Origin of the sequence: Mesorhizobium sp. STM 4661, assembly GCF_000359125.1 — a bacterium.
In the GTDB taxonomy this organism is placed as follows: Bacteria; Pseudomonadota; Alphaproteobacteria; order Rhizobiales; family Rhizobiaceae; genus Mesorhizobium.
The window spans coordinates 79,793-103,836 of sequence record NZ_CAAF010000056.1 but is presented as its reverse complement, the minus strand read 5'-3'; the positions used below and the strand labels follow the sequence as shown (position 1 = coordinate 103,836).

Annotated in this window: 17 protein-coding genes, 5 pseudogenes and 1 riboswitch; of the genes and pseudogenes, 5 read left to right on the top strand and 17 right to left on the bottom strand. The window is 60.4% G+C overall.

The genetic code is table 11. The features are described 5' to 3' along the window. Nucleotides 1-177: 177 nt before the first annotated feature. From MESS4_RS18610 to queC, 9 genes are all read right to left on the bottom strand, one after another. Nucleotides 178-948, bottom strand: coding sequence for a PfkB family carbohydrate kinase (locus tag MESS4_RS18610; protein ID WP_006334023.1), 771 nt, complete (start codon nt 946-948; stop codon nt 178-180). Further along, the gene (locus MESS4_RS18605) at nt 939-1,544 is read right to left on the bottom strand and encodes a thiamine phosphate synthase (RefSeq protein WP_006334022.1); all 606 of its coding nucleotides are present in this window, start codon (nt 1,542-1,544) and stop codon (nt 939-941) included. The genes MESS4_RS18610 and MESS4_RS18605 overlap by 10 nt, the downstream gene beginning before the upstream one ends. Next, complete coding sequence (locus MESS4_RS18600; protein ID WP_006334021.1) at nt 1,541-2,314, bottom strand: thiazole synthase; 774 nt, start codon at nt 2,312-2,314, stop codon at nt 1,541-1,543. Before MESS4_RS18600 ends, MESS4_RS18605 begins: the two co-directional genes overlap by 4 nt. A 1-nt stretch (nt 2,315) precedes the next feature. Next, nucleotides 2,316-2,513, bottom strand: coding sequence for a sulfur carrier protein ThiS (gene thiS / locus MESS4_RS18595; RefSeq protein ID WP_006334020.1), 198 nt, complete (start codon nt 2,511-2,513; stop codon nt 2,316-2,318). Then, nucleotides 2,482-3,483, bottom strand: coding sequence for a glycine oxidase ThiO (thiO, locus tag MESS4_RS18590; protein ID WP_006334019.1), 1,002 nt, complete (start codon nt 3,481-3,483; stop codon nt 2,482-2,484). Before thiO ends, thiS begins: the two co-directional genes overlap by 32 nt. Beyond that, nucleotides 3,480-5,315 carry a phosphomethylpyrimidine synthase ThiC gene (gene thiC / locus MESS4_RS18585; RefSeq protein WP_006334018.1) on the bottom strand — a complete coding sequence of 612 codons (1,836 nt, stop codon included), beginning with the start codon at nt 5,313-5,315 and terminating at the stop codon, nt 3,480-3,482. Before thiC ends, thiO begins: the two co-directional genes overlap by 4 nt. 103 nt (nt 5,316-5,418) lie before the next feature. Beyond that, a riboswitch (TPP riboswitch) is annotated at nt 5,419-5,535 on the bottom strand. Nucleotides 5,536-5,814: 279 nt separating this feature from the next. Continuing rightward, nucleotides 5,815-6,552: a 7-carboxy-7-deazaguanine synthase QueE gene (queE, locus tag MESS4_RS18580; RefSeq protein WP_006334017.1), complete on the bottom strand. Its 738-nt coding sequence runs from the start codon at nt 6,550-6,552 to the stop codon at nt 5,815-5,817. Next, nucleotides 6,549-6,905 (bottom strand): 6-carboxytetrahydropterin synthase QueD, encoded by a 357-nt coding sequence (gene queD / locus MESS4_RS18575; RefSeq protein WP_006334016.1) that lies wholly within the window; start codon nt 6,903-6,905, stop codon nt 6,549-6,551. Before queD ends, queE begins: the two co-directional genes overlap by 4 nt. Further along, nucleotides 6,905-7,603, bottom strand: coding sequence for a 7-cyano-7-deazaguanine synthase QueC (queC, locus tag MESS4_RS18570; protein ID WP_006334015.1), 699 nt, complete (start codon nt 7,601-7,603; stop codon nt 6,905-6,907). The genes queD and queC overlap by 1 nt, the downstream gene beginning before the upstream one ends. 614 nt (nt 7,604-8,217) lie before the next feature. On the opposite strand from queC, the gene MESS4_RS18565 reads away from it, so the two are divergent. Further along, nucleotides 8,218-9,651 carry a phosphomannomutase gene (locus MESS4_RS18565; RefSeq protein WP_006334013.1) on the top strand — a complete coding sequence of 478 codons (1,434 nt, stop codon included), beginning with the start codon at nt 8,218-8,220 and terminating at the stop codon, nt 9,649-9,651. Continuing rightward, nucleotides 9,651-11,066, top strand: a complete 1,416-nt coding sequence (locus MESS4_RS18560; RefSeq protein ID WP_006334012.1) for a mannose-1-phosphate guanylyltransferase/mannose-6-phosphate isomerase — start codon at nt 9,651-9,653, stop codon at nt 11,064-11,066. The genes MESS4_RS18565 and MESS4_RS18560 overlap by 1 nt, the downstream gene beginning before the upstream one ends. A gap of 428 nt (nt 11,067-11,494) precedes the next feature. Here MESS4_RS18560 and MESS4_RS18555 read toward each other — a convergent pair whose 3' ends face one another. Further along, on the bottom strand, nt 11,495-13,831 hold the full coding sequence (locus MESS4_RS18555) for a S9 family peptidase (RefSeq protein WP_006334011.1): 2,337 nt from the start codon (nt 13,829-13,831) through the stop codon (nt 11,495-11,497). Nucleotides 13,832-14,820: 989 nt separating this feature from the next. On the opposite strand from MESS4_RS18555, the pseudogene MESS4_RS32435 reads away from it, so the two are divergent. Beyond that, nucleotides 14,821-15,033, top strand: a pseudogene (locus tag MESS4_RS32435) (Tn3 family transposase); the annotation flags it as partial. A gap of 584 nt (nt 15,034-15,617) precedes the next feature. Then, nucleotides 15,618-17,477: an ABC transporter ATP-binding protein gene (locus MESS4_RS18545; RefSeq protein ID WP_006334005.1), complete on the top strand. Its 1,860-nt coding sequence runs from the start codon at nt 15,618-15,620 to the stop codon at nt 17,475-17,477. Nucleotides 17,478-18,460: 983 nt separating this feature from the next. On the opposite strand, the pseudogene MESS4_RS35005 reads toward MESS4_RS18545, so the two are convergent. From MESS4_RS35005 to MESS4_RS18525, 6 genes and pseudogenes are all read right to left on the bottom strand, one after another. Continuing rightward, a pseudogene (locus MESS4_RS35005) lies at nt 18,461-19,696 on the bottom strand (type II toxin-antitoxin system HipA family toxin). Between the two features lie 163 nt (nt 19,697-19,859). After that, nucleotides 19,860-20,024: pseudogene (locus MESS4_RS32425) on the bottom strand (dihydrodipicolinate synthase family protein); the annotation flags it as partial. Between the two features lie 15 nt (nt 20,025-20,039). Continuing rightward, nucleotides 20,040-20,840, bottom strand: a complete 801-nt coding sequence (locus MESS4_RS18535; RefSeq protein ID WP_006333993.1) for a YggS family pyridoxal phosphate-dependent enzyme — start codon at nt 20,838-20,840, stop codon at nt 20,040-20,042. Between the two features lie 15 nt (nt 20,841-20,855). Further along, on the bottom strand, nt 20,856-21,449 hold the full coding sequence (locus tag MESS4_RS18530) for a LysE family translocator (protein WP_051070896.1): 594 nt from the start codon (nt 21,447-21,449) through the stop codon (nt 20,856-20,858). A gap of 149 nt (nt 21,450-21,598) precedes the next feature. Next, nucleotides 21,599-21,858, bottom strand: a pseudogene (grxC, locus tag MESS4_RS34635) (glutaredoxin 3). A 63-nt stretch (nt 21,859-21,921) separates the two neighbouring features. After that, nucleotides 21,922-22,353: pseudogene (locus tag MESS4_RS18525) on the bottom strand (peroxiredoxin); the annotation flags it as partial. Between the two features lie 370 nt (nt 22,354-22,723). Here MESS4_RS18525 and MESS4_RS18520 point away from each other — a divergent pair. Further along, the gene (locus MESS4_RS18520; RefSeq protein ID WP_006333989.1) at nt 22,724-23,086 is read left to right on the top strand and encodes a hypothetical protein; all 363 of its coding nucleotides are present in this window, start codon (nt 22,724-22,726) and stop codon (nt 23,084-23,086) included. Between the two features lie 69 nt (nt 23,087-23,155). On the opposite strand, the gene MESS4_RS18515 is transcribed toward MESS4_RS18520, so the two are convergent. Beyond that, nucleotides 23,156-23,512, bottom strand: coding sequence for a transcriptional regulator (locus tag MESS4_RS18515; RefSeq protein WP_036241572.1), 357 nt, complete (start codon nt 23,510-23,512; stop codon nt 23,156-23,158). Nucleotides 23,513-24,044 lie beyond the last annotated feature (532 nt).

The following is a 24,044-nucleotide window of genomic DNA, read 5'->3' as shown; positions in this document are numbered from 1 at the left end:
GACCCATCAACCGGTTGGCACAGAGGCATGCGGCTTCCTCCTCGAAGCGGCGTGTTGTTCATAGGCGAAAGCGACCGTGTATGCCGCATTCTCACCCCGATAGGGCCTTCATGTCCTAGGAGTAGACCCACGATCGCCTGCCAGACTTGATCGGAGCGTTGGATACGTTCGGGCCGATCAGCTTATCGGCCCGATATCCTTCGATCCGGCAAGCGCATCGAAAACATGTTGCTTGGCTTGGCGCACGCTCGCTTCCAGCGACGCTCCAAGAGCAAGCGAGGCGGCGACTGCGCTGGCCATCATGCAACCCGTTCCGCGCATCTCTCGCGGCAAGCGGGGCGCCTCAAACCGAACTGCAGGTTGGTTCGGCTGCAAAAGCACGTCGACGCAACGGGTTCCTTGTGCATGGCCGCCCTTGACGAGTACGGCGGTCCTCACCGTCCTCGATAGCTCTTCAGCCTGACGACAAGCCCCTTCTTCGTCCGCGGCCGGTGACGAGCCGGTAAACGCAGCCAGCTCGACCAGGTTAGGCGTTACAAGCCGGCAGATCGGCATCAGATCGTGGCGCAGCATATTAATGGCATCGTCCGCCAGCAGATTGCGTCCCGAGGTAGAGGCCAGGACCGGGTCGAGTATCACAGGCACTTGGCGGTTGACCAAAACAGCGCCGACTGCCTCAACAGCCGCCGATGTCCCAATCATGCCTATCTTGACGGCCGCGACAGCGTTGGCAGCGAACGCGGCGCGCATCTGAGCGGCGACAAGCTCCGACGGCACAAGCTTGACGTGCTCGACAGCCGAGTGCGTCTGGACTGTCACGGCGGTGATGGCAAGACAACTGCGCAGCCCGAAGGCGGAAACCGTTTCTATATCGCGGGCAATTCCAGCTCCACCGCTGGAGTCCGATCCGCCAACGACAAGGACATGCGGTTCCCGCCTCAGCGCCATCGCTCCGTCTTTTCGATCCATTCTCGCGTGCGCGCTTCGGGGTCGGCATTCAGCGTGATATCGGTGACCACTGCCGCGCTATCGGCGTCCGCCGCGAAAACACCGTTGAGCCTGTCAGGGTTGAGACCGCCAATGGCGACCAATGGGATTGGCGCTACCCGATGCTTCCATTCTCTGATCCGTTCGAGTCCCTGCGGCGCCCATTTCATCGTCTTCAGGATGGTTCGATAGATCGGCCCAAGCGCGATATAGTCCGGCCCGGCGGCCATCGCCGTTTCCAGTTCGATATCATCATGTGTGCTCAGTCCGAGCCTCACGCCGGCTACCCGAATCCGCGAACGATCGGCGGTCTGCAAATCCTCCTGGCCAAGGTGGACGAAGTCGCAGCCTTCCTCGATTGCCAGGCGCCAGTGGTCGTTGACGATGAGCTGGCAACGGTTTTGGGCGCACAAGGCCTTTGCCTTGCGGATCTCCGCGCGCAACCCGGCCTCATCCATGGTCTTGATGCGAAGCTGAACCAGCTTGACGCCGAGTGGGACCAGCCGTTCGATCCAGGCAGCGCTGTCGACGATCAGGTAGAAGGGATCGAGTTTCATGAAAAAACCGCCCTGCCAATTGTCGGCGTCGATGGCACGGCGACGTCGCGCGGTTCGAGCATTCCCGAGCTGTAAGCTTCACGGCCGGCTTCGACAGCCTTGCCGAACGCACGCGCCATGCCGACCGGATCAGCCGCCCTGGCGACCGCGGTGTTCAGCAGCACGGCGTCAAAGCCGAGTTCCATGACGGTTGCCGCGTGCGACGGCCGTCCGAGCCCCGCATCCACAATCAGCGGGACATCCGGGAAGTGTCCGCGCATCGAACGCAGTGCCATGATGTTGACCGGCCCGAGGGCGGAACCGATCGGTGCGCACCACGGCATCAGGACCTTGCAGCCCGCCTCCAGCAGCCGCTCGGCGACAACAAGGTCGTCGGTGGTATAGGGAAATACCGTAAAACCGTCCTCGCACAGGATGCGCGCGGCTTCGACCAGGCCGAACACGTCCGGTTGCAGCGTGTCCTGGTTGCCGATCACTTCGAGCTTGATCCAGCTCGTGCCGAACACTTCGCGCGCCATCTTCGCGGTCGTGACCGCTTCCTTGACGGAGTGGCAGCCGGCAGTGTTGGGAAGGATTCTCGTGCCGAGCGCGCGGATCAACGACCAGAATTTTTCGCCGGCCCTCCCGCCTGCCATCTCACGCCGCAACGAGACTGTCACCACCGATGTGCCCGACGCCTTGACCGCATCGGCAAGGATGGCCGGTGAAGGATACTGAGCCGTGCCGAGAAGCAGCCGCGAGGGAAGCGACGTTCCGAAAAGTTCGAACATGCTAGCCTCCCTGCATCGGCGAAAGGATTTCGATCCGATCGCCGTCGCTCAACCGGAATTCCGCCCGGTTGGCTTTGTGCACGAGGTCGCTGTTGACGGCGGTCGCCAGCCAATCGCCCTCATAGTCGAGCGCGGCAAGCAGCTCGGCCAGGGTGTTGGCGGCAACCTCATGCGCTTCGCCGTTGACCAACAGTTTCATGAGCTAGCTCCTTAGTTCCGTCATGATTGAAAACCAGGTCGGCCGCCTGGCGCGCCATGGCGGGCGCGAGAAGAAAGCCATGGCGATAAAGCCCGTTGATCGCGACGGTGCTTCCACATGCCTCGACACGCGGCAGGTTGTCTGGAAAGGCCGGGCGAATGCCGACGCCGGTCTCAATGATGTCAGCTTCGCCGAATGCCGGATGGAGGGCATAGGCGGCCCCCAAAAGCTCCATCATTGAACGAGCCGTGACAGGTCCAGTGGACTGGCTCTCGATCATCGTCGCGCCGATCATGAAACGGTGGTCGGTGCGTGGCACCATATAGAGCGGAAAGCGCGGATGAAGCAGGCGGACCGGGCGCGACAGCGAGACATCAGGCGTACGCAGGATCAGCATCTCGCCACGAACGCCACGCAGCCTTCCATCGACGGCGGACATTCCCGTGCAGTCGATTTGACGACCGAACCCGGAAACAGCCGGGGCATCGGCGCAGAAGTGGAATTCGACTCCCATCGCCGCCAGCCTGTCATGAAGTGCCGCCATCGCCTGGCGCGGGTCGAGATGGGCTTCGTCGGAGAAGAGCAGTCCGCGGCGGAAACGACCGGCGAGGTCGGGCTCGAGCAACGCGATTTCATCCTCATCGACGCGCCGATGACCCGACGTGCGGCTGGCGAACCGGTCGAGTTCGCCCGCATCGCGCGGCGCGGCCACGACCAGTGTTCCGGCCCGCGTCACCTGCCCGGGCGTTGCCGCCTCCCACCAGTCGGCGGCATCGCGTCCGAGATCCAGCACCGGTTGCTCGGCGCTTTCGCGCTCGCACCATGGCGCCAGCATGCCGCCGGCGAACCACGACGCATTGCCGCCGAGGCCATGTCTTGTCTCAGCAACTGTCACCGCCGCGCCGCGCGTGGCGAGTTCGAAGGCGACGGTGAGGCCGGCGACGCCGGCCCCTTTGACCAGCACCCTCATGACCGCTCATGCGCCTCCGGCACCAGCGGTGTGCCGGTCTCGTCCGCCGGCACGTAGAGATCGCCGCCCTCGCGGTATTTCGCCGCCATCGCCGCCATGCCTTCCTTCTGTGCCTCGGCGCGGATGTCGTGGGAAATGCGCATGGAGCAGAATTTCGGCCCGCACATCGAGCAGAAATGTGCCAGCTTGTGCGCCTCCTTGGGCAAGGTCTGGTCGTGGAAGGATCGCGCGGTTTCGGGATCGAGCGACAGGTTGAATTGGTCCTCCCAGCGGAACTCGAAGCGCGCGCGGGAGAGGGCATCATCCCTGACTTTCGCCGCCGGATGGCCCTTCGCCAGATCGGCGGCATGGGCGGCGATCTTGTAGGTGATCACGCCAATCTTGACGTCGTTGCGATCGGGAAGGCCGAGATGTTCCTTCGGCGTGACGTAGCAGAGCATGGCGGTGCCGAACCACCCGATCATGGCAGCACCAATGCCGGAGGTGATGTGGTCATAGCCCGGCGCAATGTCGGTCGTCAGCGGTCCAAGCGTGTAGAACGGCGCCTCGCCGCAAACGGCGAGCTGCTTGTCCATGTTCTCCTTGATCTTGTGCATCGGCACGTGGCCAGGCCCTTCAATCATCACCTGGCAGTCCTTCGCCCAGGCGATCCTCGTCAGCTCGCCGAGCGTTTCCAGCTCGGCGAATTGCGCCGCGTCGTTGGCATCGGCGATCGAGCCGGGACGAAGGCCGTCGCCGAGCGAGAAGGACACATCATAGGCGCGGCAGATGTCGCAGATCTCTGCGAAATGCTCGTAGAGGAAGCTTTCGCGGTGATGGTGCAGGCACCATTTGGCCATGATCGAACCACCGCGCGAGACGATACCGGTGACCCGGTCAACGGTCAGCGGGATGTAGTGCAGCCGCACGCCGGCGTGGATGGTGAAATAGTCGACGCCTTGTTCGGCCTGTTCGATCAACGTGTCGCGGTACACCTCCCAGGTCAGATCCTCGGCGATGCCGCCGACCTTCTCGAGCGCCTGGTAAAGCGGCACCGTGCCGATCGGCACCGGCGCGTTGCGCACGATCCAGTCGCGGATGTTGTGGATGTTGCGGCCGGTCGACAGGTCCATCACAGTATCGGCGCCCCAGCGGATCGCCCAGACCATCTTTTCGACCTCTTCGGCCATCGACGATGTGACGGCCGAGTTACCGATATTGGCGTTGATCTTGACCAGGAAATTGCGACCGATGATCATCGGTTCGCTCTCAGGATGATTGATGTTGGCGGGAATGATCGCCCGCCCGCGCGCCACCTCTTCGCGCACGAATTCCGGCGTGACGAAATCGGGAATAGCGGCGCCGAAGCTTTCACCGTCGCGCGGCAGCTTGCCGCGCATGATCTCGCGTCCAAGGTTCTCGCGGATGGCGACGAACTCCATTTCGGGCGTGATGATGCCGGCGCGCGCGTAGGCGAGCTGTGTCACCGCCTTGCCGGCCTTGGCCCTGAGCGGCCGGTTGCGGACCGGAAATTCCGGCGTCAGGCGCTCGCCCGCCGCGAATCCGTTGTCTTCCGGCCGGACATGACGGCCGTCATAGGCTTCGATATCGCCGCGTGCCGCAATCCATTCATGGCGAAGCCGGGCGAGGCCTTTTTCGATGCTGGTTTCGACAGTCGGGTCCGTATAGGGGCCGGACGGATCGTAGACGGTGACGGGCGGTTCGCCCGCCGTCGGATGGACGGAGATTTCGCGCATCGGCACCCTGATCTGAGGGTGGATGGCACCGGGCTTGTGGATTTTCCGCGAGGCGGGCAGTGGTCCCGTCGACACGGCGGGGGTGAAGGCATTCATCGTGAGGCTCCTTTGCTCATGCATTGGAGACCCAGTTCTGTGCCGGAAGGATGAAAAGACACTTCTGTGGACCTGCCAAAACAGGACCTCGGGCGTGAACTCCCGCAAAGCGCTTGCACCGTCCCTACGCCAGTATGAACTGGATCAGGTTCAACGGGTCACTGCGCCGCGACAGCCAGCAGTATCTCAGCCCCTTGCCGGGACTCCCCTGGTGAATGCGCCGAATTGAACGGGCCGGCGCTGCTTTGTCAAGCCCATTCGGCCGGCGGTGACGACCGGCGGCTAATCAAAACCGGGCGGAGAGCTCGCGCACGTATCGAGAGCAAGTCACGCCTGGCGGAGCGGCGAAGCGCTCACGATAGGCGAGCCATGATGCGGATTCGAAGCGTTTTCCAGCACGGCATTTTCGGGCTTGCCGAACCGAGGTTGCTATCGCCCAATTGGGTGAGATTGCTTTGGATATCTGTCTTGCTCGTCGTCGGCAATCCTTCCGCTTCGGCTAGACGCCCCGTTTGTTTCCCCAGAGCAGAACATGAAGCTGCGGCAGTACACGCGCCTCGAACCACCTGTCACGGGTCACCTTTTCGACCAGCCATTCCATGCGCCTCATCACACCGGCCATGTCGATGAACGCGTCTTCGTTGCCGGGACGCGGCGGCGTGTGATTGCCGGGCTGCAGATAGACGGGTAATTGCGGGTAGCGCGCCGCGGCGTCCTTGGCGTAGGCATAGTCATCCTCGTCGAAGACGACGAGCTTGAGCGCCATCTGTGGCTTGTCCAGCGCCACCTCTATGCAGGCGTCGAACGCGGCCCAATCCGTCGTCATTTCGCTTGAGGGCGGCTTGGGGCTGAGCACCAGCACGTCGAGATCCGCGAACCATTGCCTAGGCACCGAGCCTTGGGTTTCCAAAGCAAAGCGGTAGCCCTCACCATGCCCGCGATCGATCAGCTGGCCAAGCGGCTGTATGGCCGGATTGCCGCCCGACAGCGACACCATCACGGGCTGACCGCCGGAAAGCGCAATGACCTTTTCCCAGACCGCGTCGGGAGACATCATCTCCCAATCATGGCGGAAGCGACTGTCCACCGCATGCAGGCTGTCGCACCAGGAACAGCGATAATCGCACCCGCCCGTTCTTACGAACACCGTCGGCAAGCCGATAAGCATGCCTTCGCCCTGAATGGTCGGACCAAAAATCTCGCTGACGCGGATTCCGGGATGCACCGCGCACGTCATGGCCGGAATTCCGCCCATGTTTTCGGCGTCTCGCTCACCCGCACGGCGGAGGTTTGTGGTAGCCGCACCTTGCACCAGTCGTAGAAGTGCCTGGCCAGACATTCCGCTGTCACCCGGTCATGCCCCAGCACGTCGTTAAGATGCCGATGGTCGAACGTCCCATCGATGTAGTGCTTGAGCGAAGCTAGGTCTTGATAGTCGCGCACAAAGCCATGTTCGTCCAGTTCGCCACCTGAAAGCTCCACGACGACGATGTAGTTGTGGCCGTGCAGACGTGCGCACTGATGATCTGGTGGCAAGGAGGTGAGCTGATGCGAGGCCGAGAAGTGGAACTCTTTGGTAATGCGGAACATTACGCGCTCCTCGTCTGGATAGCGTGGAGCCAGAAGTCTGCGTCCTCATAATCTGTCGGGTCGGTGATGCCGGCCAGATCGAATGCTTCGCGCCGTTCGACGCATGTCCCGCAGCGACCGCAATGACGTGCGCCGCCCTTGTAGCAGGACCACGTCGCCTCGAACGGTGTGGCGTACTTTGCCCCCTCGCTGACGATGTCGGCCTTCGACATATTCACATACGGAGCGTACAGGCGGATATCGGCGTAGCCTGCGAGCGCATGGTTCTGCATCGTCTGAAAGGCGTCGATAAAAGCGGGCCGGCAATCGGGATAGATGAAATGATCTCCGCCGTGGACGGCAGTGGCCACCGCATCGGCCTTCTGCGCGGCGGCAACCCCGAAGGCGATGGCCAGCATGATGGCGTTCCTATTCGGCACCACCGTGATCCTCATGGAGTCTTCGGCATAGTGCCCGTCGGGCACGTCCACATTATCAGTCAGCGCCGAGCCGCTCAGGTTCCGGCCAACATCGCGGATATCGACGATCTGGTGCGGAACACCCAGCCGCTTGGCGCAGATGGCGGCAAAGCCGAGTTCCTTTTTGTGCCTCTGGCCATAATCGAACGAAAGCAGGCCAATGAGTTTCTGCTCGGTCGCCACCTTGTGAGCGAGCGAAACAGAGTCCAATCCGCCGGAGCAGATGACGAGGGCATTCATGGTTTGAGTCCTTGTTTTGACCGGGTAAGGCTGCGACCGGAGATTTCTCTGCGTTCCCACTACTCCACGGAGCCGGTTTTGTGAATGGGGTGGACGCGATTGAGCGCACGTACCTTGTTGTTAGGTCCCCAAGATGACTTTGCACGCGACTTGTCGCGCATCTTCGACCGCTGGGGGGCTGACGCCGGCACTGCGTATATAGGCGTATAGACGATGCAGAACCATTACCTAGGAATCACATGGTTCCATTGCGCTGATCGAGACGGCCTTCTAGCCCTATCCATGCCATGGATGCATTCCATCCAAACAACCAAGTTTACGGACCTGTCATGATGCTGCATAGCGAATTACCGGCAGGCACCGATCGATCACTCCACTTCCTTGATCATTAGATGAGCGCGCCAAAAGATTCCATTAGAAGGAGAACTGTGGATGCCCCTGTGCCAGTGGATGCCCTGCTGTTCGGCGGAACTCTGAGGGTCCTTACGCCACACCGTGTTGTAGAGACCGCATACCTGAACAGCAGGTGGCTGAGAACGATGGCGCTTGCAATAGAAAGTACTTGCCCATTGCAACATCACCCCACCCTGACTGTCCACTAGCAAAGCGAAATCATGAAATTCGGGTCAAGCGGCGTTCGAGGTTTGGCTTCGGAATTGGTCGGCAAGGCCAGCGGACTTTATACCGAAGCTTTCGCTTGGCGTTTGATTTCCAGCCGGGTTCAGCCGAATAGTTCGGTCTTCATAGGCCGCGACCTACGTGACAGCAGTCAAGCGATAGCCAACAATTGCATGGCGGCGTTGGCCGCAAATGGTTTCCAGCCGATCGATTGCGGCACCATACCCACGCCTGCCCTGGCACTATATGCATGCAAACACGGCGCGGCGGCTCTTATGGTCACCGGGTCGCACATTCCAGCCGATCGCAATGGCATCAAATTCTATGGCCCGAATGGTGAAATCAGCAAGGCGGATGAGGCCGCGATTACGCGCTTTGTAGCCGAAAGATCAATTGCGTATTGCTTACCAACGGCTTGTCTGGGAACGACGTGGCCTATGCACCGTGAAGAAGCGATCGCCTCTTATCGAGAGCGCGCCCATGACATGCTGGAGCCGGGCTCACTTTCCGGCATGAGACTTGGTGTCTATCAGCACAGTTCGGTCGCGGCGGAACTGTTGGTACAGGTTCTTCGATCGCTCGGTGCCAGCGTGGTCGCCGTCGGGAAAACCGGGACCTTCGTACCTGTCGATACCGAAGCCGTGGACGCAGCAACAATCGCAAAATTGAAGAAGTGGGTCCGCGAATTCGGTCTCGATGCCATCGTGTCGACCGATGCGGACGCTGATCGGCCACTCATAGCTGATGAAAATGGCGATCTTCTTCGCGGCGACCTGGTTGGGCTTGCAACGGCTCTTTTCCTGAAGGCAGACACGATCGTGACGCCAGTGACCTCCAATTCGGGAATTTCGAAGGCCTTTGGTTTCGCGGTCCAGAGGACGAAAGTCGGGTCTCCATTTGTCATTGAAGCAATGGAAGCATTACACGGCGCCGGCGGCGTCATCGTCGGCTTTGAGGCCAATGGTGGTGTTCTGCTGGGCTCGGATTGTGTGGTGAATGGGAAGACATTGACTGCACTGCCGACGCGGGACTCATTCCTCCCGATTATGGCCGTCCTCAGTACCATGGCGTCGACAAAAAAGAAGCTGTCGCGACTGCGCGGGCTTTGGAATCTTCCTGTGTGCGCCAGTGACCGGCTTCAGAACTTCCCCGCGGAAAGTTCGCGCAGATTGATGGATCATCTCGCAAGCCGGAACGCACTGCAGCACTTTCTTGCCTCGTTCGGGACCGTCGCCGAAATTGACGAAACCGATGGCCTCAGGGCGCGGATGCTTTCAGGTGAGATCATACATCTGCGGCCTTCCGGCAATGCCCCGGAACTGCGCTGCTACTCGGAAGCTTCGACCGAGAGCAGGGCCATGGCGATCGTCGCCTCGACGCTGCAAGGGGCACATGCGTTCGCGCTTACAGACGAGATAGAGGACCTTTGATGAAAGTGGTTCCGGTCATCATCAGCGGTGGAGCTGGTTCGCGGCTCTGGCCCGCCTCAAGGCAATCGCACCCCAAACCTTTCCTCAAGGTGGCGGATGGACTTTCGCTCATCCAGCACACCGTGTTGCGCGCCGCTTCGATGCAGCATGTCGTGGAGCTTGTTACCGTGACGTCCACGGGGCACCTCTTCCTTACGAAAGACGTTTTCGACGAGCTGGATTCCGTTGTTTTGCCACGCACCTTTCTGCTTGAGCCTGAGGGTCGGGATACCGCCGCCGCCGTCGCTGCGGCAACCGTCCATGCCAAGGCAACACAGGGTCCCGATGCTGTTCTGTGTGTTTTTCCCGCCGACCATATGATTGGTGATCTGCCCGCATTTCAAACCGCCATGAACCGGGCAATCGAACAGGCGCAGCAGGGGCGTATTGCAACCTTGGGCATAACCCCGGATAGGCCAGACACCGCATTCGGCTACATCGAGGCCGACGGTGAGAAAGTTGTCCGGTTCGTCGAGAAACCGAACGCCGAGACTGCCAAATCTTATGTCGCGTCCAAACGTTTCTTCTGGAACGCCGGCATCTTCTGCTTCAAGGCGCAGGTCATGCTCGACGAAATGGCTGCGCATTGCCCGCAGGTGATCGATGCCGTTCTCGATAGCTATGATAACGCTCGCGTCAGCCACGGCGAACATGTTGCCAGCGTCGAACTCTCATCTGAGCACTTCGCCATGGCGCCGCGTATTTCACTCGACCATGCGGTGATGGAAAAAACCCACAATCTCGCTGTCGTTCCCTGCGAAATGGGGTGGAACGACATTGGATCTTGGAACGCAATGGCCGAACTGGTCGCCGCTGACGGGAGCGGCAACAGGATTCGCGGCGATGTCCATGTGGTCGACACCGTGGGCAGTTACATAAGCTCGGACAAACGCGTCATCGGCACCGTCGGCATCAGCGACCTGGTGATCGTGGATTCCCCCGATGCATTGCTTGTTGCATCCCGCGATCGCGTCCAGGACGTCAAGAAACTCTTCGAGGGCCTCAAGGCTGCGGGACATGAAGCGCACTTGCTTCACAGTACCGTGCACCGGCCCTGGGGCACCTACACGGTTCTGGAGGAAAGCGAGCGCTTCAAAATCAAGCGCATCGAGGTGAAGCCGGGCGGACGCTTGAGCCTGCAGATGCACCATCACCGCTCCGAGCACTGGGTCGTGGTCAGCGGCACTGCGAAAATAGTCAACGGCGACCAGGAGCTACTCCTGACCACCAATCAATCCACCTATATCCCTTGCGGCCACAAACACCGGCTCGAAAACCCCGGCAATATCGGACTGGTGATGATCGAGGTCCAAAGCGGCGAGTATCTCGGCGAAGATGACATCGTGCGGCTTGAGGACGTATACGGTCGAACCTGACAGTTCAACGTCACATGCCCTACGTTGGCTTGGCAGACCGAACCTGCGTCGGCATGGGTCGCAGGTCGGCGCATCTCTTCTCTGTTGTGCCTCCCGGCGGCGCAGGGTAAGGCGGCACTCCCTTCTAGGCCCGCCGCGGCGTCCCGCAACCCTTCGCTGTCGCTTCGGCTCCTTCTCTTCGTTTCGGCCCTTCGGATGCAGTCCGCCTGAACGGCGGCCCTTCCGGTCGCAACTCGCCGCCCACCCCCGCTTCCGTCCCGCTTCCGGGGGCCGTCGAGCGTCGGAATCGCTCCTGTTTCCGTCTTGCGAAGGCCCGTTGCGCAGGAATCGGCACAGGCCTCGTCCGAGCGGTTCTCCGCTCGCTCGCCGCCTCGATCAAGCCAACAAACGGGCGCGAGGATTGCCACAGGCAGAAGCTGCCCAAGCCATCATCGTGACGATTTGCTCTTTTGCAGCTCGGTTCGTTTAGCGTGCCAGTCGGGTGGGGTCTGACCGAGAATGTTGCGAACGAAGAAGTCCAGGAGTTTGCGCTCAGTATAGATGCCTGGCGCGCCGTGATCGGCACCAGGCACATAGACCATGTCGAAATCTTTTCCCGCCTTGATGAGGCGGTCGGCAAGCTGGAGCGAGGAGGACGGGTCGACATTGTGGTCCATTTCGCCGACGACGATCATCAGCTTGCCCCGCAGCCTGTAGGCATTGTCGATGGCGGAGGATTGGGAATATTCAATGCCGACTGGCCACCCCATCCACTGTTCGTTCCACCAGATCTTGTCTATCCGGTTGTCATAGCAGCCACTGTTGGCGACCGCGACCTTATAGAATTCGGGATGGAAGAGCAGCGCGCCCACCGCGCTCTGGCCGCCTGCGGACCAGCCGAAAATGCCGACATTGGAGATATCGTACCACGGATACCTCGCGGCGGCCGCCTTGTGCCATAGGATGCGATCGGGAAAGCCTGCGTCCTTCAGATTTTTCCAGGCAACGTCATGAAAGGCGCGCGAGCGGTTGTTGGTACCCATGCCATCGATCTGCACAACGACGAAGCCCAGTTGCGTGAGCGGCTCTGTCCGCCTTGAGAAGGATTTTGGGGCAAAAGAGCCCTGCGGCCCGGCATAGATATTCTCCACGACCGGGTACTTCTTCTTCGGATCGAAATTGGCGGGCAGGTGAATCACGCCCCAGATGTCAGTCTTGCCGTCGCGCCCCTTGGCGTGGAAGCTGAGTGGCGGCTGCCAGCCGGCGGCGACGAGCTCGGACGTGTCGGCGGTCTCCACCTGCATGAGCTTGGCATTATCGATGGCGCGGTAGAGCGTCATGCGGGGCGGCAGATCGATGCGTGACCAGATATCGACATAATAGCGGCCGTCGGGAGAGAACTCGACATGGTGGTTGGCCGGCTCGGGCGTGAGCTCAGTCAGCCCCTCACCGTCGAAGCCGATGCGGTACGCATGGACGAAATAAGGGTCCTCCCCCGGGTTCATCCCGCTCGCCTCGAACCAGATCTGGCGCTTGACCGGATCGACATGGTTGACCCCCCGGACGACCCACTCACCGCTGGTGATCTGATTCTTGAGCGCGCCGGTCCGGCCGTCGAACAGGTACAGGTGCTCGTGCCCATCGCGCTCGGACGCCCAGATGATCTCCTTCCCGTCGTCGACATCGTAACGAAAGATTTTCCCGGTACCCTCCTGATCCATCACCAGAGGCTGGTAATCAACAAATGTCTTGCTGGTCTCGTCGATGATCGAGCGCGCACGGGCCGTGGCGGCGTCTACCTCGACCAGCCGATAGAGCTGATGCCCGCGCTGGTTATATTCGAAAGTAAAGCCGCGACCGTCCGCCCACCACCGGAGAGGTGAAAGTTCGAAGGGGTTCGAGAACAGGGCGTCGTCAATCGCGACTTGGCGCTGGCTGGCAATCTCGAACAGAACCGGCTGGGGTAGCGGAAGGACATCACCCGGCTTGGGGTAGACCAGGGTTGAATGTTCGCGCTGCAACCGGTCCGTCGACGAATCGAGGTAGGGGACCTCCCGCTTGTAGCCGGGGCGAACGCGGTAGGCCGCGAGATGGCGCGAGTCCGGCGACCAATTCAGCGTCGAAAAGACGTAGTAATTGCCCTCGGATCCATCCCGACTCAGCGCAACATCCTGCAATCCGTCCTTGCTGCGCAGGAAAACATTGTAGTTTTTTATATAGACGATCCATTTGCCGTCGGGCGAGACGCTCCTCTGGTCGGGGATATTCTCAGCCGGTGGCGTGTAGTAGTGGCTGAGCTGAAACTCCGGGGCCTCCACATCCAATTTTGTGCTGGTGCAGGCATAGCTTGCAACGTCGCAGCTCCACCGGACCTGCTCAATCAGGAAGTCGAGCCTGCGACCATCCTCGGTCAGTTCGAAACGCTCGAAGGGAAGATCGCCGGCCTGATAGCTCTTATGGCTCGCTTCATTTAGGCCCGCCGCCAGACGGGCCTGATCGAAGGCGGCCCGTTTCAAACCCGTGGCAGCATCGACCCGCATGAACTGCTGCTCGCCGTGGCTAGTCCGGCGGTATGCGAACGCGTTGGCTCCAGTCAGCCAGAACGGCCGCTCGGGGACATTCACGAGCCCGCGATAGCGATTGTTGATCGTCAGTGCCCGCTCCAAATCGCTCAGCGCTAGCGATGGATGCGCATCGTTCGAACCGTTGGCCAGCGCCCGAGCGGTCGCCGATCCCGATGCCCCTTGAATTGATAACGCGAGCGCCAAAGCGCCGATCTTGAACATATCTGTTCACCTCTTTCGGTTTTCGGAAGACGCATTGTTGGAGTCTGGCTTTTCATCGCCGGCATGCAGCAGCGTTGAGCGTTGCTCGAAGCAGTCAGCACGCGGGTGCAGCCAAGACGGCAGTCACCATGACCCGTGCGCCCTACGCGGATCCAGGAACTGGCCGAGTGAACCAGACTGAAGAGTTGGCATCCGAGCCAGCAGGGTATTTTCCATGTCCACAATGAGGGAATGTTCAAAGCCCCATGACGCTTGCAATCACACCTGGAAGGGCCGGAATTTGGCCCGGCACAAAGCGTTGGCTATCGACATTCTCTGCATGGCTGTCGTCAGTCCGTTGATCCGTGTCCGGATGAACGATGCAATATGTGCGCCAAAGGAAATGCCTTTAGATCAAGGCGATCGATCGGACCGGCTGTGTCGGATGACCGACATTAACGTCGCATCTCCGACAGCTCGGACAACCCCAAGTCACATTGACCTTGGGTGTATGTCAGGTTGACAAGAGTGGACCGTCGGGCCGACCGCAAAAGGGAGCACGAGGCGCCCTTCATTCGACTCGGCTGCGCGTAAGCCGCCTTCGCCTTCCGTTGCCGTCGGAATCAGGGCTGTGGTGTGTGATCGATAGCCTGACAGGGCTTCCCGCCGAGAGATACGGTCGGCCGCTCACCGGGCTGACCCGGTACGAGGCCGAAGAGGCTGCCTTTAACCTCAGCGAGAGCACTCCGCCATGGATGGCTTTGGTCAGACGTCGCAGACGTTAATCAAGGCTGCCGATTCCACGGATGGTCGGACGCGATGCGCCTCCCACTCCATCACACCCGTTCGCGTAACCTCACCTCTTCCTTCTGGATGCGTGCGTCATGGCAGGGGGCGCATGTGCTCCCCAGTTCGCCGTAGCATAAGAGCCGGACCGTCGCGGTGCGCCACCAGATGGTTGGCGACCGTGGCCGGAACCGTCGCCCGTTCTCTTGCCGATGAAGTGCTGGGTGCCCGACACCGAAATGGCGCGCGATCTCCCGAACCTTCTGCCGATCCTGACACGGGCGATCGGCTGGAACCTCATCGAGCAGCAGTATGACGAGTTGATCAAATATGCGGCGGCCCTGCAGCACCGCACGGCCGATGCGGAATCGATCCTGCGCCGCTTTGCGCGGGCGAGCGTGCAGCGCCCGAGCTACAAGGCGCTGGCCCAACCGGGTGCGACGATTACATGCTCGAGGCTCTATTCGGTCTTCCCGATAGTGTCTATGGCGACCTTCCTGTGTCCGAAACTGAACAAGAATGTCAGAGCCCCACCCGCTGGCCGTACAGCCAGGCACCGGCTGGCGAGCAAGCGGTTGAACGAAACGGAGCGCAAATCCGGCACGCAAATTGCTTTGATCTCGTAAGTGAGACGTCGGCAGGGCGTCGGGGAGGATTGAGAAATCAACCAGGAGCGTGCTCGATGCCCGCGATGAGACGGCCAGAACAGGACGATGAACCCAGCCACACCTGGGGAGCTGGACCGCTATAGCCAGCCGCGGCGCCTCCTCGTAGATCGCGCCTCCTTCAGCAAAGCCGTCCACCAGCACTACGAGGCCACCCTATGCAGCTCTCGAACCTGGCCACAGCGCGCATGTACATTCAAGTGCGCCCCTCAGCCTTGCGTGGTCCGCTCGAAGCGCGCCAGGAACGCATTGTGTGTGGACGAGGAACGTGCGCTTGGCAGTTCAGGGGGCGCGAGCGCTCTCGCACTCCTCCGATGCGCCGCACCCATTCTTCTGATCAGCCGGTTTGACCCGCCATGTCGCCTTTGCATTTCATCTATCGTCCCTTTGAGACGCTTATCCGCCCGCTGGATATCCCCTACGCGCCTTTACCGGCAACAGGTCCGTTTGCCCTGCTTCTGCATTTCGCACGCATGTTCCGTGGCGCGCTGGCGGCCATCGCCGTCTTCATGATGGCGGTCGAGGGAATCAACCTCGCGGTGATCTGGGGCATGTATATCATTGTGGACGGGGTGAGCACGAATGGTGCGGCGGTTTTCCTTGAGGAAGCTTGGCCTATGCTCACGTTCCTCGGCCTGCTGATGTTCCCCGCGCAACCGCTGCTGATGTTCATCGCCAAGACATTGGGTTCCCAGGCAGTGTCCGTATGCATGCCCGCGGCTATGCAATGGCATGGCTACAAGGCGGTCGAACGTCAGGACCTTGCATTCTTCCACGATCTCTTCGCCGGCCAGGTGGCGTCGCGCATTTCGCAACTCGCCTCCGCCGTGCAGCAGCAGATCGTCGTAGCGTCTTCCAGCATACCGTATTTTCTCGTGCAGTTTCTCGGTTCGCTTTCGCTGCTTGCCACGCTGTCCTGGCCGCTGGCGCTTCCGGTCTTTTTTTGGATCGTGGCGAACGTCGCTGTCGCGGTTGTGGCAGTGCCATATTTTGCCGTGCGGTCCCGCCACTCTGCCCGCGCGCGCAGCCTCGTCGTCGGCGCCATGACCGACCTCTACAGCAACATCCACGTGGTCAAGCTGTTTGCGGCCGAAGACAGCGAGGCGGACGCAATGCGCACCATCATGGGAGATTCCATCGAGACGCAACAGCTTGAGCGGCGCATCCAGTTAACAACCGACACCGGCGTCGTCCTGCTGAACGTCCTTCTTTCGCTGACCAACATCGCCGTCGGGCTTTGGGGACTCGTGGCCGGTTTTGTCACCACCGGCCAATTTGTTGCTTCAATCGCACTCGTTCAGCGGCTCAATGCCAACTCCCTGGCCTTTCTCCAGCTAGGACAGCAGATATTCCAGGCTGTGGGCACGATACGCGACGCGATGCCGGTCATCACCACGCCTCCAACGGTAACCGATGTCTCCGGAGCCAGGCCGCTGGCCGTTGTCGCCGGCACGGTCGAGTTCAGGGATATCCGGTTCGAATACCGGCAAGGAAAAGGGGTAATCGAGAATCTATCGCTCAGGGTCCGCGCCGGCGAGAAGGTCGGGCTCGTCGGCATGTCGGGGGCCGGCAAGTCAACGCTTGTCAGCCTGCTTCTGCGGTTCTTCGACGTAAACGATGGCGCAATCGTCGTCGACGGCCAGGATATCCGTTCGGTGACGCAGGCAAGCCTGCGTCAGAATATCGGGGTCGTGACCCAGGATGTCTCGTTGCTCCATCGCTCTGTCGGGGACAATATCCGTTACGGCCGGCCGGATGCCTCGCCGGAGGAGGTCGAACGCGCCGCAATGCTGGCCGATGCGGACGGTTTCGTGGCCGATCTCAAGGACAGCGAAAACCGCACCGGCTACGATGCTTTCGTCGGTGACCGCGGGGTGAAGCTTTCTGGCGGCCAGCGTCAGCGGGTCGCGATCGCTCGGGTGCTGCTTAAGGACGCGCCAATCCTCCTTCTAGACGAGGCGACTTCTGCCCTGGACAGTGAAGCCGAGGCGGCGGTCCAAGAAAAACTCGAGCTTATGATGGAGGGCAAGACGGTGATCGCCATTGCCCACCGCCTGTCGACGATTGCCAGCATGGACAGGATCGTCGTGCTCGACAAAGGGCGCATCGTTGAGGAGGGCTCCCCCTCGGAGCTACTTAAACGCGACGGCCTGTATGCCCGCCTGTGGCGGCGGCAGACCGGCGGCCACATTGCCGACAGTTCCGAGGAGAAATAAGCCGACTGGAAGGTCGTTCGTCACGGCTCCGCGCTGCTCGCAATGCTTGGCTGTTGTCGTAGAGAGCGGGCATATTCGCGTTAGACAAATCTCGGCTTTCGCCGCCTCCGTCGCAAATGTGTGGGAACGGGCGACGAGATGCCACAGGAGCTCTTCGGTTCTATCGCGAGAAGCTGGTTCTATCGCGAGAAGCTGACCGTCCGCCGCCGTGCAGATGCTGGAACCGCCGAGTTTAAGCAGTGGTGATCGCTCGACTTGGTCTTCGATCGTTCCACATCCTCACTGTCGTCGACGATTGGACGCGGGACACAAAGCGCGCTGCTGATTCCGGGCGTTTTCCCTTGGTGCGGAATCGATCACAAAATTCGGCAATTGGACGCTCTCGGGTCTGCTCCGCGGCGGCCTTTCGATTAACCCAAGCGATATTGACCATCACTGGCGGAGCAGGGTGTACGAAGAGGACTTTCGTACCATTCCCTTCATCTCGCTCGGCGCCAAGGCTGGTTATCAAATCACCGAACGCGCTAGCCTTCCTAGCCGGCAATTTCGATGAGTACTTCCGCGCGAAAGGCGATATGACAGTGTACGACATCCCGACGGGCGCCCGAAGCAGCACGACCTTAAAAGGCGCTGGCATGGACTTCTATGCCTTCACCATGTCGGCCGGCTTCAAGCTGACGTTTTGAGTGCAATCGCGTCTGACGCTGAGCACATACGTGACGCCAGTCCGCCATCTGCTCGCGGAACGTGCCTATAGCTTGATCGGGCTTCCGCGATGCCCTCGTCCAGCACGGCATCACCCCCTGATTCCGGCTCATGCGAAGCACAACCATAACTACGATCCGGTTCTCTACCGCCAACGCCACAAGATCGATAACACCTTCGCTCACGTCAAGCACTGGCGACGCATTCATACCCGACAACCGCTGCGCTCACGCCTTCCTTGTCCGCTATCGCTTTCGCCGCATTTTCATCTTCTGGGATCAACGCGCTAGCCGATAGACCTTGCTTGCGAGGGGAACGATCGCGATGTTGCGATCGATCACGGCGATGACGTCTTTGCCGAGCCATAGGTTGTTCTTCTCGGCGCTCCACACGTCGAGAAGCGCTGGACGGTTTCCTAGGCGCAATCGAGAACCAGCTTCTCAGGCAGGCGTGCTTTTGCTGCCAGGTATCGGAGCTCGTCTTCGTTGAATTCGCTGACCTTGTTCGTACGCGCGAATTTCAGCGCTGCCGTTTCATCGGGAATGTAGGGGATGGTCGATATGAGATCGTAGGGCGGAGACAAAGCAGGCGTCCTGCGATCGTAATAGATCAGCGACCAGTTTTTGAGGTGCATGTCGGCATTGCCGATCAGTGTGCAATAAACCAACCGCCGGATGAATTCGGCGATGCTCTCTTCGTTGGTTTCGATCCCGAGGACCGTGGCGATGTTGCGGTAGCTCGCACTTTCGTACTTCTGTTCGGGATAGCGGCGAAAGACCTCCGCGAAGTCCTCTATGTGGACGAGATTTGCGCCGTCTCGATCGAAACGACGAAGGGCGAAAGCCTTGTCCCCCGCAGCCGCCTCAGCCCCGCGGAAAGGCCTTCCAGAGAGTCGACATGGACCAAGTCGATTCCAGGAACATTGATGCCGAGGCGAGAGGCGATCGTCATCATCGAGAATTCGTTCTCGGGGACGCCATCAAACCGCTCAGCCGGGAGTTTGGCAATCCAGGAGCCGCCGACGCCCTTGGCCCGAATGACGAGGCCGCTGTTCTTGCGCTTGTTTCTGATGGCTGAGAATTTGAGCTGCACGCCGGCGAGCGAAACCGCAGTGCCTTGTCTTTTTGTCTGCCGCCGCCGACAGCGTTATCGGCGGGCGGCTAGGCCTCTCCATTCGTCGGCGTGACGGTCACGGCGCCGGGTAGATCGCGCCCCAGCACCCACAGCAAGAAAAACTCGCGCACCTCCTTCACGCCAGCCCGATCTGCCAGGTACTTGCGCAATGGACCTTCCGGCAACAGGTTTGAGAAGAAGGGCGATACCTGGATATGCGTGGCTGGTTGCTCGGTGACGAGCCCGCCGTGATCGTCTTTGAAGGAGAGAGTTAAGGTCGGCCGTCGCGCCTCGTCGATGTATTCCTGGATGAATGCAAAGATCTGGTCTCCTTGCAAGAGCCTGAGCGTGCCGATCTTGTTTCCATGCAGGGCGACATTGAGGACGGACACATCAGGCATTGTCCTCCTCCAGATCATAGGCTGGTTTCGGGCCGGCTGTCGTTACATTGACAGCGTGAACCAGACGATTGCGCAATGCCTGCAGCGATCCGGCTTCGCGGATGGCCGAGCTCCCTCAGGACCGTCGACGCGCGATGCAATTGCGTGTCATTGGGTAGTGCTGTGCGCAGCGTCGTTCGTCGCGAGTCAGATACACATAAATGCCGGTGCTGCCGAGCAGGCCGATGGAATCGACCTCAGCCGCGATCAGCCGGCTGACCAGTTTCCGTAGCGCGTCAACGTCGACCCGGCCGGAACGATCGGCGGGGGTGATCGGAAAAGCAGACAGGCCGTTTGCGAAAAATCATGGTTCAATTCCTCGATCGGTGGGGGCGAAACCCGGCCAGTAGTGGCCGTCAGGCGTCGGCCGCTTGCCGAAGATGGCCTGACCGACGCGCACGACAGTGGCGCCTTCCTCGATGGCTTCCTCGAAGTCTCCGGTCATACCCATGGAGAGCCCGGTGAGCGCGGCGTTGTGCTTCACGGCTTTGTCCCGCAGCCGGCGCAGCAGAATGAAGCAAGGCCGCACCTTGGCCATGTCGGAGGAAAACAGCGCAAGTGTCATCAACCCGCATGGCCGGAGACGGGGAAGCTGATCGAGGGTCTCCACGAAGGGCAGCAGTGCGTTCGGATGGAGGCCGAACTTGCTGTCCTCGCCAGACGTGTTGACCTGCACATAGACGTCGAGGAAGCGATCTTCGCGCTCCAGCCTCGTGTTCAGAAGGTCGGCGAGCCGCAGGCTGTCGAGTGCATGAAACTCACGCGCGAAGCGGGTCAGATATTTGGCCTTGTTGGTCTGGAGATGTCCGACGATGCTCCAGTCGATGGCGAGATCGTGAAGCGCCTCGCACTTTGTCATTGCCTCCTGGATCTTGTTCTCGCCGAAGGTGCTGATGCCGACGTCGAAGGCATATCGCAGGATATGGGCCGGCACCGTCTTGGTGATCGGCAGCAACCGCACGGAGGCACGGTCGCGGCCGGCCCGTGCGCAAGCAAGCGTGATGCGCTCTTCAACCGACGCCAGATTGGTGCGGAAGCTGGTAAGGGGATCAGGCCCGAATCGTTCGACGTCCTCGGGCGAAAGCGGCGGATTGTTCGTGCCCATTGTGATCTGCCCCCTTCACCGCCCGGTGGCCAGATAGCCGCCGGCTTCCGTGATTGCGCGTTGAACCAAGGTGAGACCGGCGCCTGCGAAAAACAGCGCCAGTCCACCGTCAATCCAACGTTGCGCGTTGGCGTAGGGCCTCGACATGACCGGAAAGGAGAAAACGATCGCGTATCCGCTGAATATGATGACAGACAACACCGCATATCCGAGCAGGATGACGAAGGGCCTATAGGCTGGAGCCCCCGGCTGAAGCCCGAGAGAGATTGTAGCGACCCAGGCCATGACGGCTTTGGGGTTTGCCACATGGATCAGCACGCCCCGACGATTGAACATCCTAAACTCCGCGCGGGAGGGTTGAGTTTCGGCCAGCTTCGCCAGGTCCTTCCCCTGGAGGGCCGCCCGCAATGCAATCACCGCAAGATAGATGAGATAGGAACCGCCGACGACGATCTGGATGGCGTACAGCGTTTTAGGATAGGTCAGAAGCAATGCGGCCAGCCCTGTCGATGCGAGTGTCGCCCAGGTCCAGGAGATGGTGATCACCCCGGCGGCAAGTGCGAACGCTGCCGTACGGCCGCGGCTCATCGCTGTGCTCATGATCGCCATATTACTGGGCCTGGGCTCAAGGCGCCCAGGATGTAAGCTGCATAGGCCATGAGCAGGGAATGGAGAGGCGATACGTCCACGATCGATATCCTGGTGTTCGCGTGAGGAGCGCGATATGCGAAGGGCCAGAGCAACGATTGCCTGCCCTATTAATTCGTCCGTGCGGCGAGAGGTTCGTCCAGGCGACCGGCCCGTTCGAGTTCTTGCAGTTCGTCGCCCCCGCCCACATGGGTTGAGCCAATGAAAATCTGCGGGACCGTCCGGCGGCCGCCGCTGCGGGCGACCATGACGTTCGCCGCTTCCGGATCGCGCTCAACGTCAAGCTCGATGAACGCAACGCGCTTTTTCGGTCAGGAGCGCCTTCGCGGCCTTGCAGTGGGGGACAGTCCGGGGTGGTGTAGATCAGCACGCCCGACCTTTGCGCCGGAGCGGTGTTTTCTTGCAGCCAAGCGACGACTTCGGCCGCCGACCTGTTCGGCGGGAACACCGGATAGAAGACGTGTTCAATCACCCCGTCCTTGATGACGAGGGTCAGCCGCTTGATCAGCCGCATGCCTTCCACGGTCATGGTTGGCAGGCGCAGCGCGTCAGTCAGCTTGAACTCGGCATCGCTCACGATCGGGAAGGCCAGGCCGAGCCGATCGGACAGCTCTTTCTGATATTCTGGGGTTTGCGTGCTCAATCCGTAGATCGTGACGCCGAAGGCGGCGAACACATCCTTTTCGGCCTGAAACGACAGGGTTTGCGGCGTGCATCCGCGCGCACCGGGAATGTCGTTCCAACCCGGCGGCAATTCGACCCCGGGAACCCCGGTCATCGGATAGGCATAGACGACGACGCGACCCGACAAGGCGGACAAGTCCACCAGTTCGCCGAAGGTCGTGCGGAGCGTCACGCTTGGCATTTGCATGCCGGCCAGATCATCGGCCTCGCCATCGTCCACCGGGGGTGGCAGGTTGTCGGGAAGGGAAAACGGATTGGCGGGGTGCTCGGGATTGGTCATGGGTTGGGTCTCCATTGCGATTACTTTCCCATGCGCTCAAAGTGTAGCCACATTGAAAGACTGAGCACTCCTGCTGACTTTGTCGTTTGGCGTTCTCCGCAGATGCTACAGGTTTCGACCAATTTATGTTTGCTTACCATTCCCAGCGGTTTGGGGTTGCTAAAAGTCTATGAATTTCTCTGAAGGATCTGTTGCAACGCCTGTACGCGGGTTGGCGGGGTGCTGATCAGGCAGCGAGACTGGCGAACTGCTTGGGCCAGGAGGGTTCGGATTGAAAGCGTATCTCGCTTGTCGTTTGCTCAAACCAGAGGATGCAGGGCTGCTGCCGCTCATTCGCCATTTGGTCGACGAGCAGTCCATCTATGGCTATCGCCGCATCACCGCGCCAGCGCTCAGAATTCGCTCCCCGAGGGAGTTCATTCGGGCACAAACCCGGCCGCGGATCCGCTCAATCTCACCGTCTCTTCTCTGCAGCAAGGCTACCGGCGGCGAGAATGCGCTGACGCCAGAAGATGATTTGGGAATCATCCGTCCCGGCCGTCAGATGATCGTGACATTCTTCTGCTATTTGGACTTCCGCAGAGCGAATCGATTCCGTAGAAATAAGAATTCTGCCACCGCCCCGCCGCCGTAAGGGTATTGATATACCCTTTTGGATTTTGATCCGACCTGGCAGGCGGCGGGTAATCTTCAGAGGCCGACGTCAGGCAGCGTTCGGGATACCCGAGATTTCATCGAAGATACTCTCAGCCAAGCCAAGCGCCCGAGCGATCCGATCGCGATAGCCCTTGTCGAAACAATGGCCAGATTCGATCAGCCCGACCTCCTCGACTGTCAGACCGCTGGTCACGGCAATGTCCTCGGTCGAATAGCCAAGATGTTCCCGATATGCCTGAATTACGGGTTTTCCGTTTGAGATTGCGGTAAGCACTGCCTCGGGCAGCGCGAAAGGCGTTGCGGTCATTTTGCCTCCAAATGCAGAGAACGGCCATTCGATAGCTCGAACCAAGCGGCGGCCGATGTTGAAATAGGATGCCGAAACAGCCCGAGCCGGCGGCATCCAAAATGCGATCACTCTCGAACGTGTGAGAGGCGCTACGCTAATATGGCGGCCGCCGCCGTTTAGATCAAGAACCTTGGCTCGCTTTACGAGGATTGCTCCAGTGGCCACAATTCGACGACACAGTGCGCAGCGCCGTCATCACGCTCACATCGATGATTGCGCGGCCGCTTTAACGCGCCGTCGGCTTACGGCGCGATTGAGGAGCCGCGCGATCTGGCGGTCGGGCACTAGGCGCACCAGCTCGCGGACCAGCGTCAAAGTATCTGCGGGGCTGCCTAGCGATGCTGGCCGGCGGTGTTCATCTTGAGCCTCAATACCTTGTGGTCCCCTGCCGCCCATGCGGGAGGCCGGGTGCCCATCGGACAAGACGCTGAGGGACCAAACATCTCTCTGTTTCAGCCCGACTGTTGGCTGTCAGATCCGCGACACCGGAGTAGGGCTGCGCTTTGCTGCGAATTCCGTTCAACCTATTGAATGATGACCAGAAAATCCCCCGGAGGTTCCTTCTGCTTAGTTGGCACGACTTTTG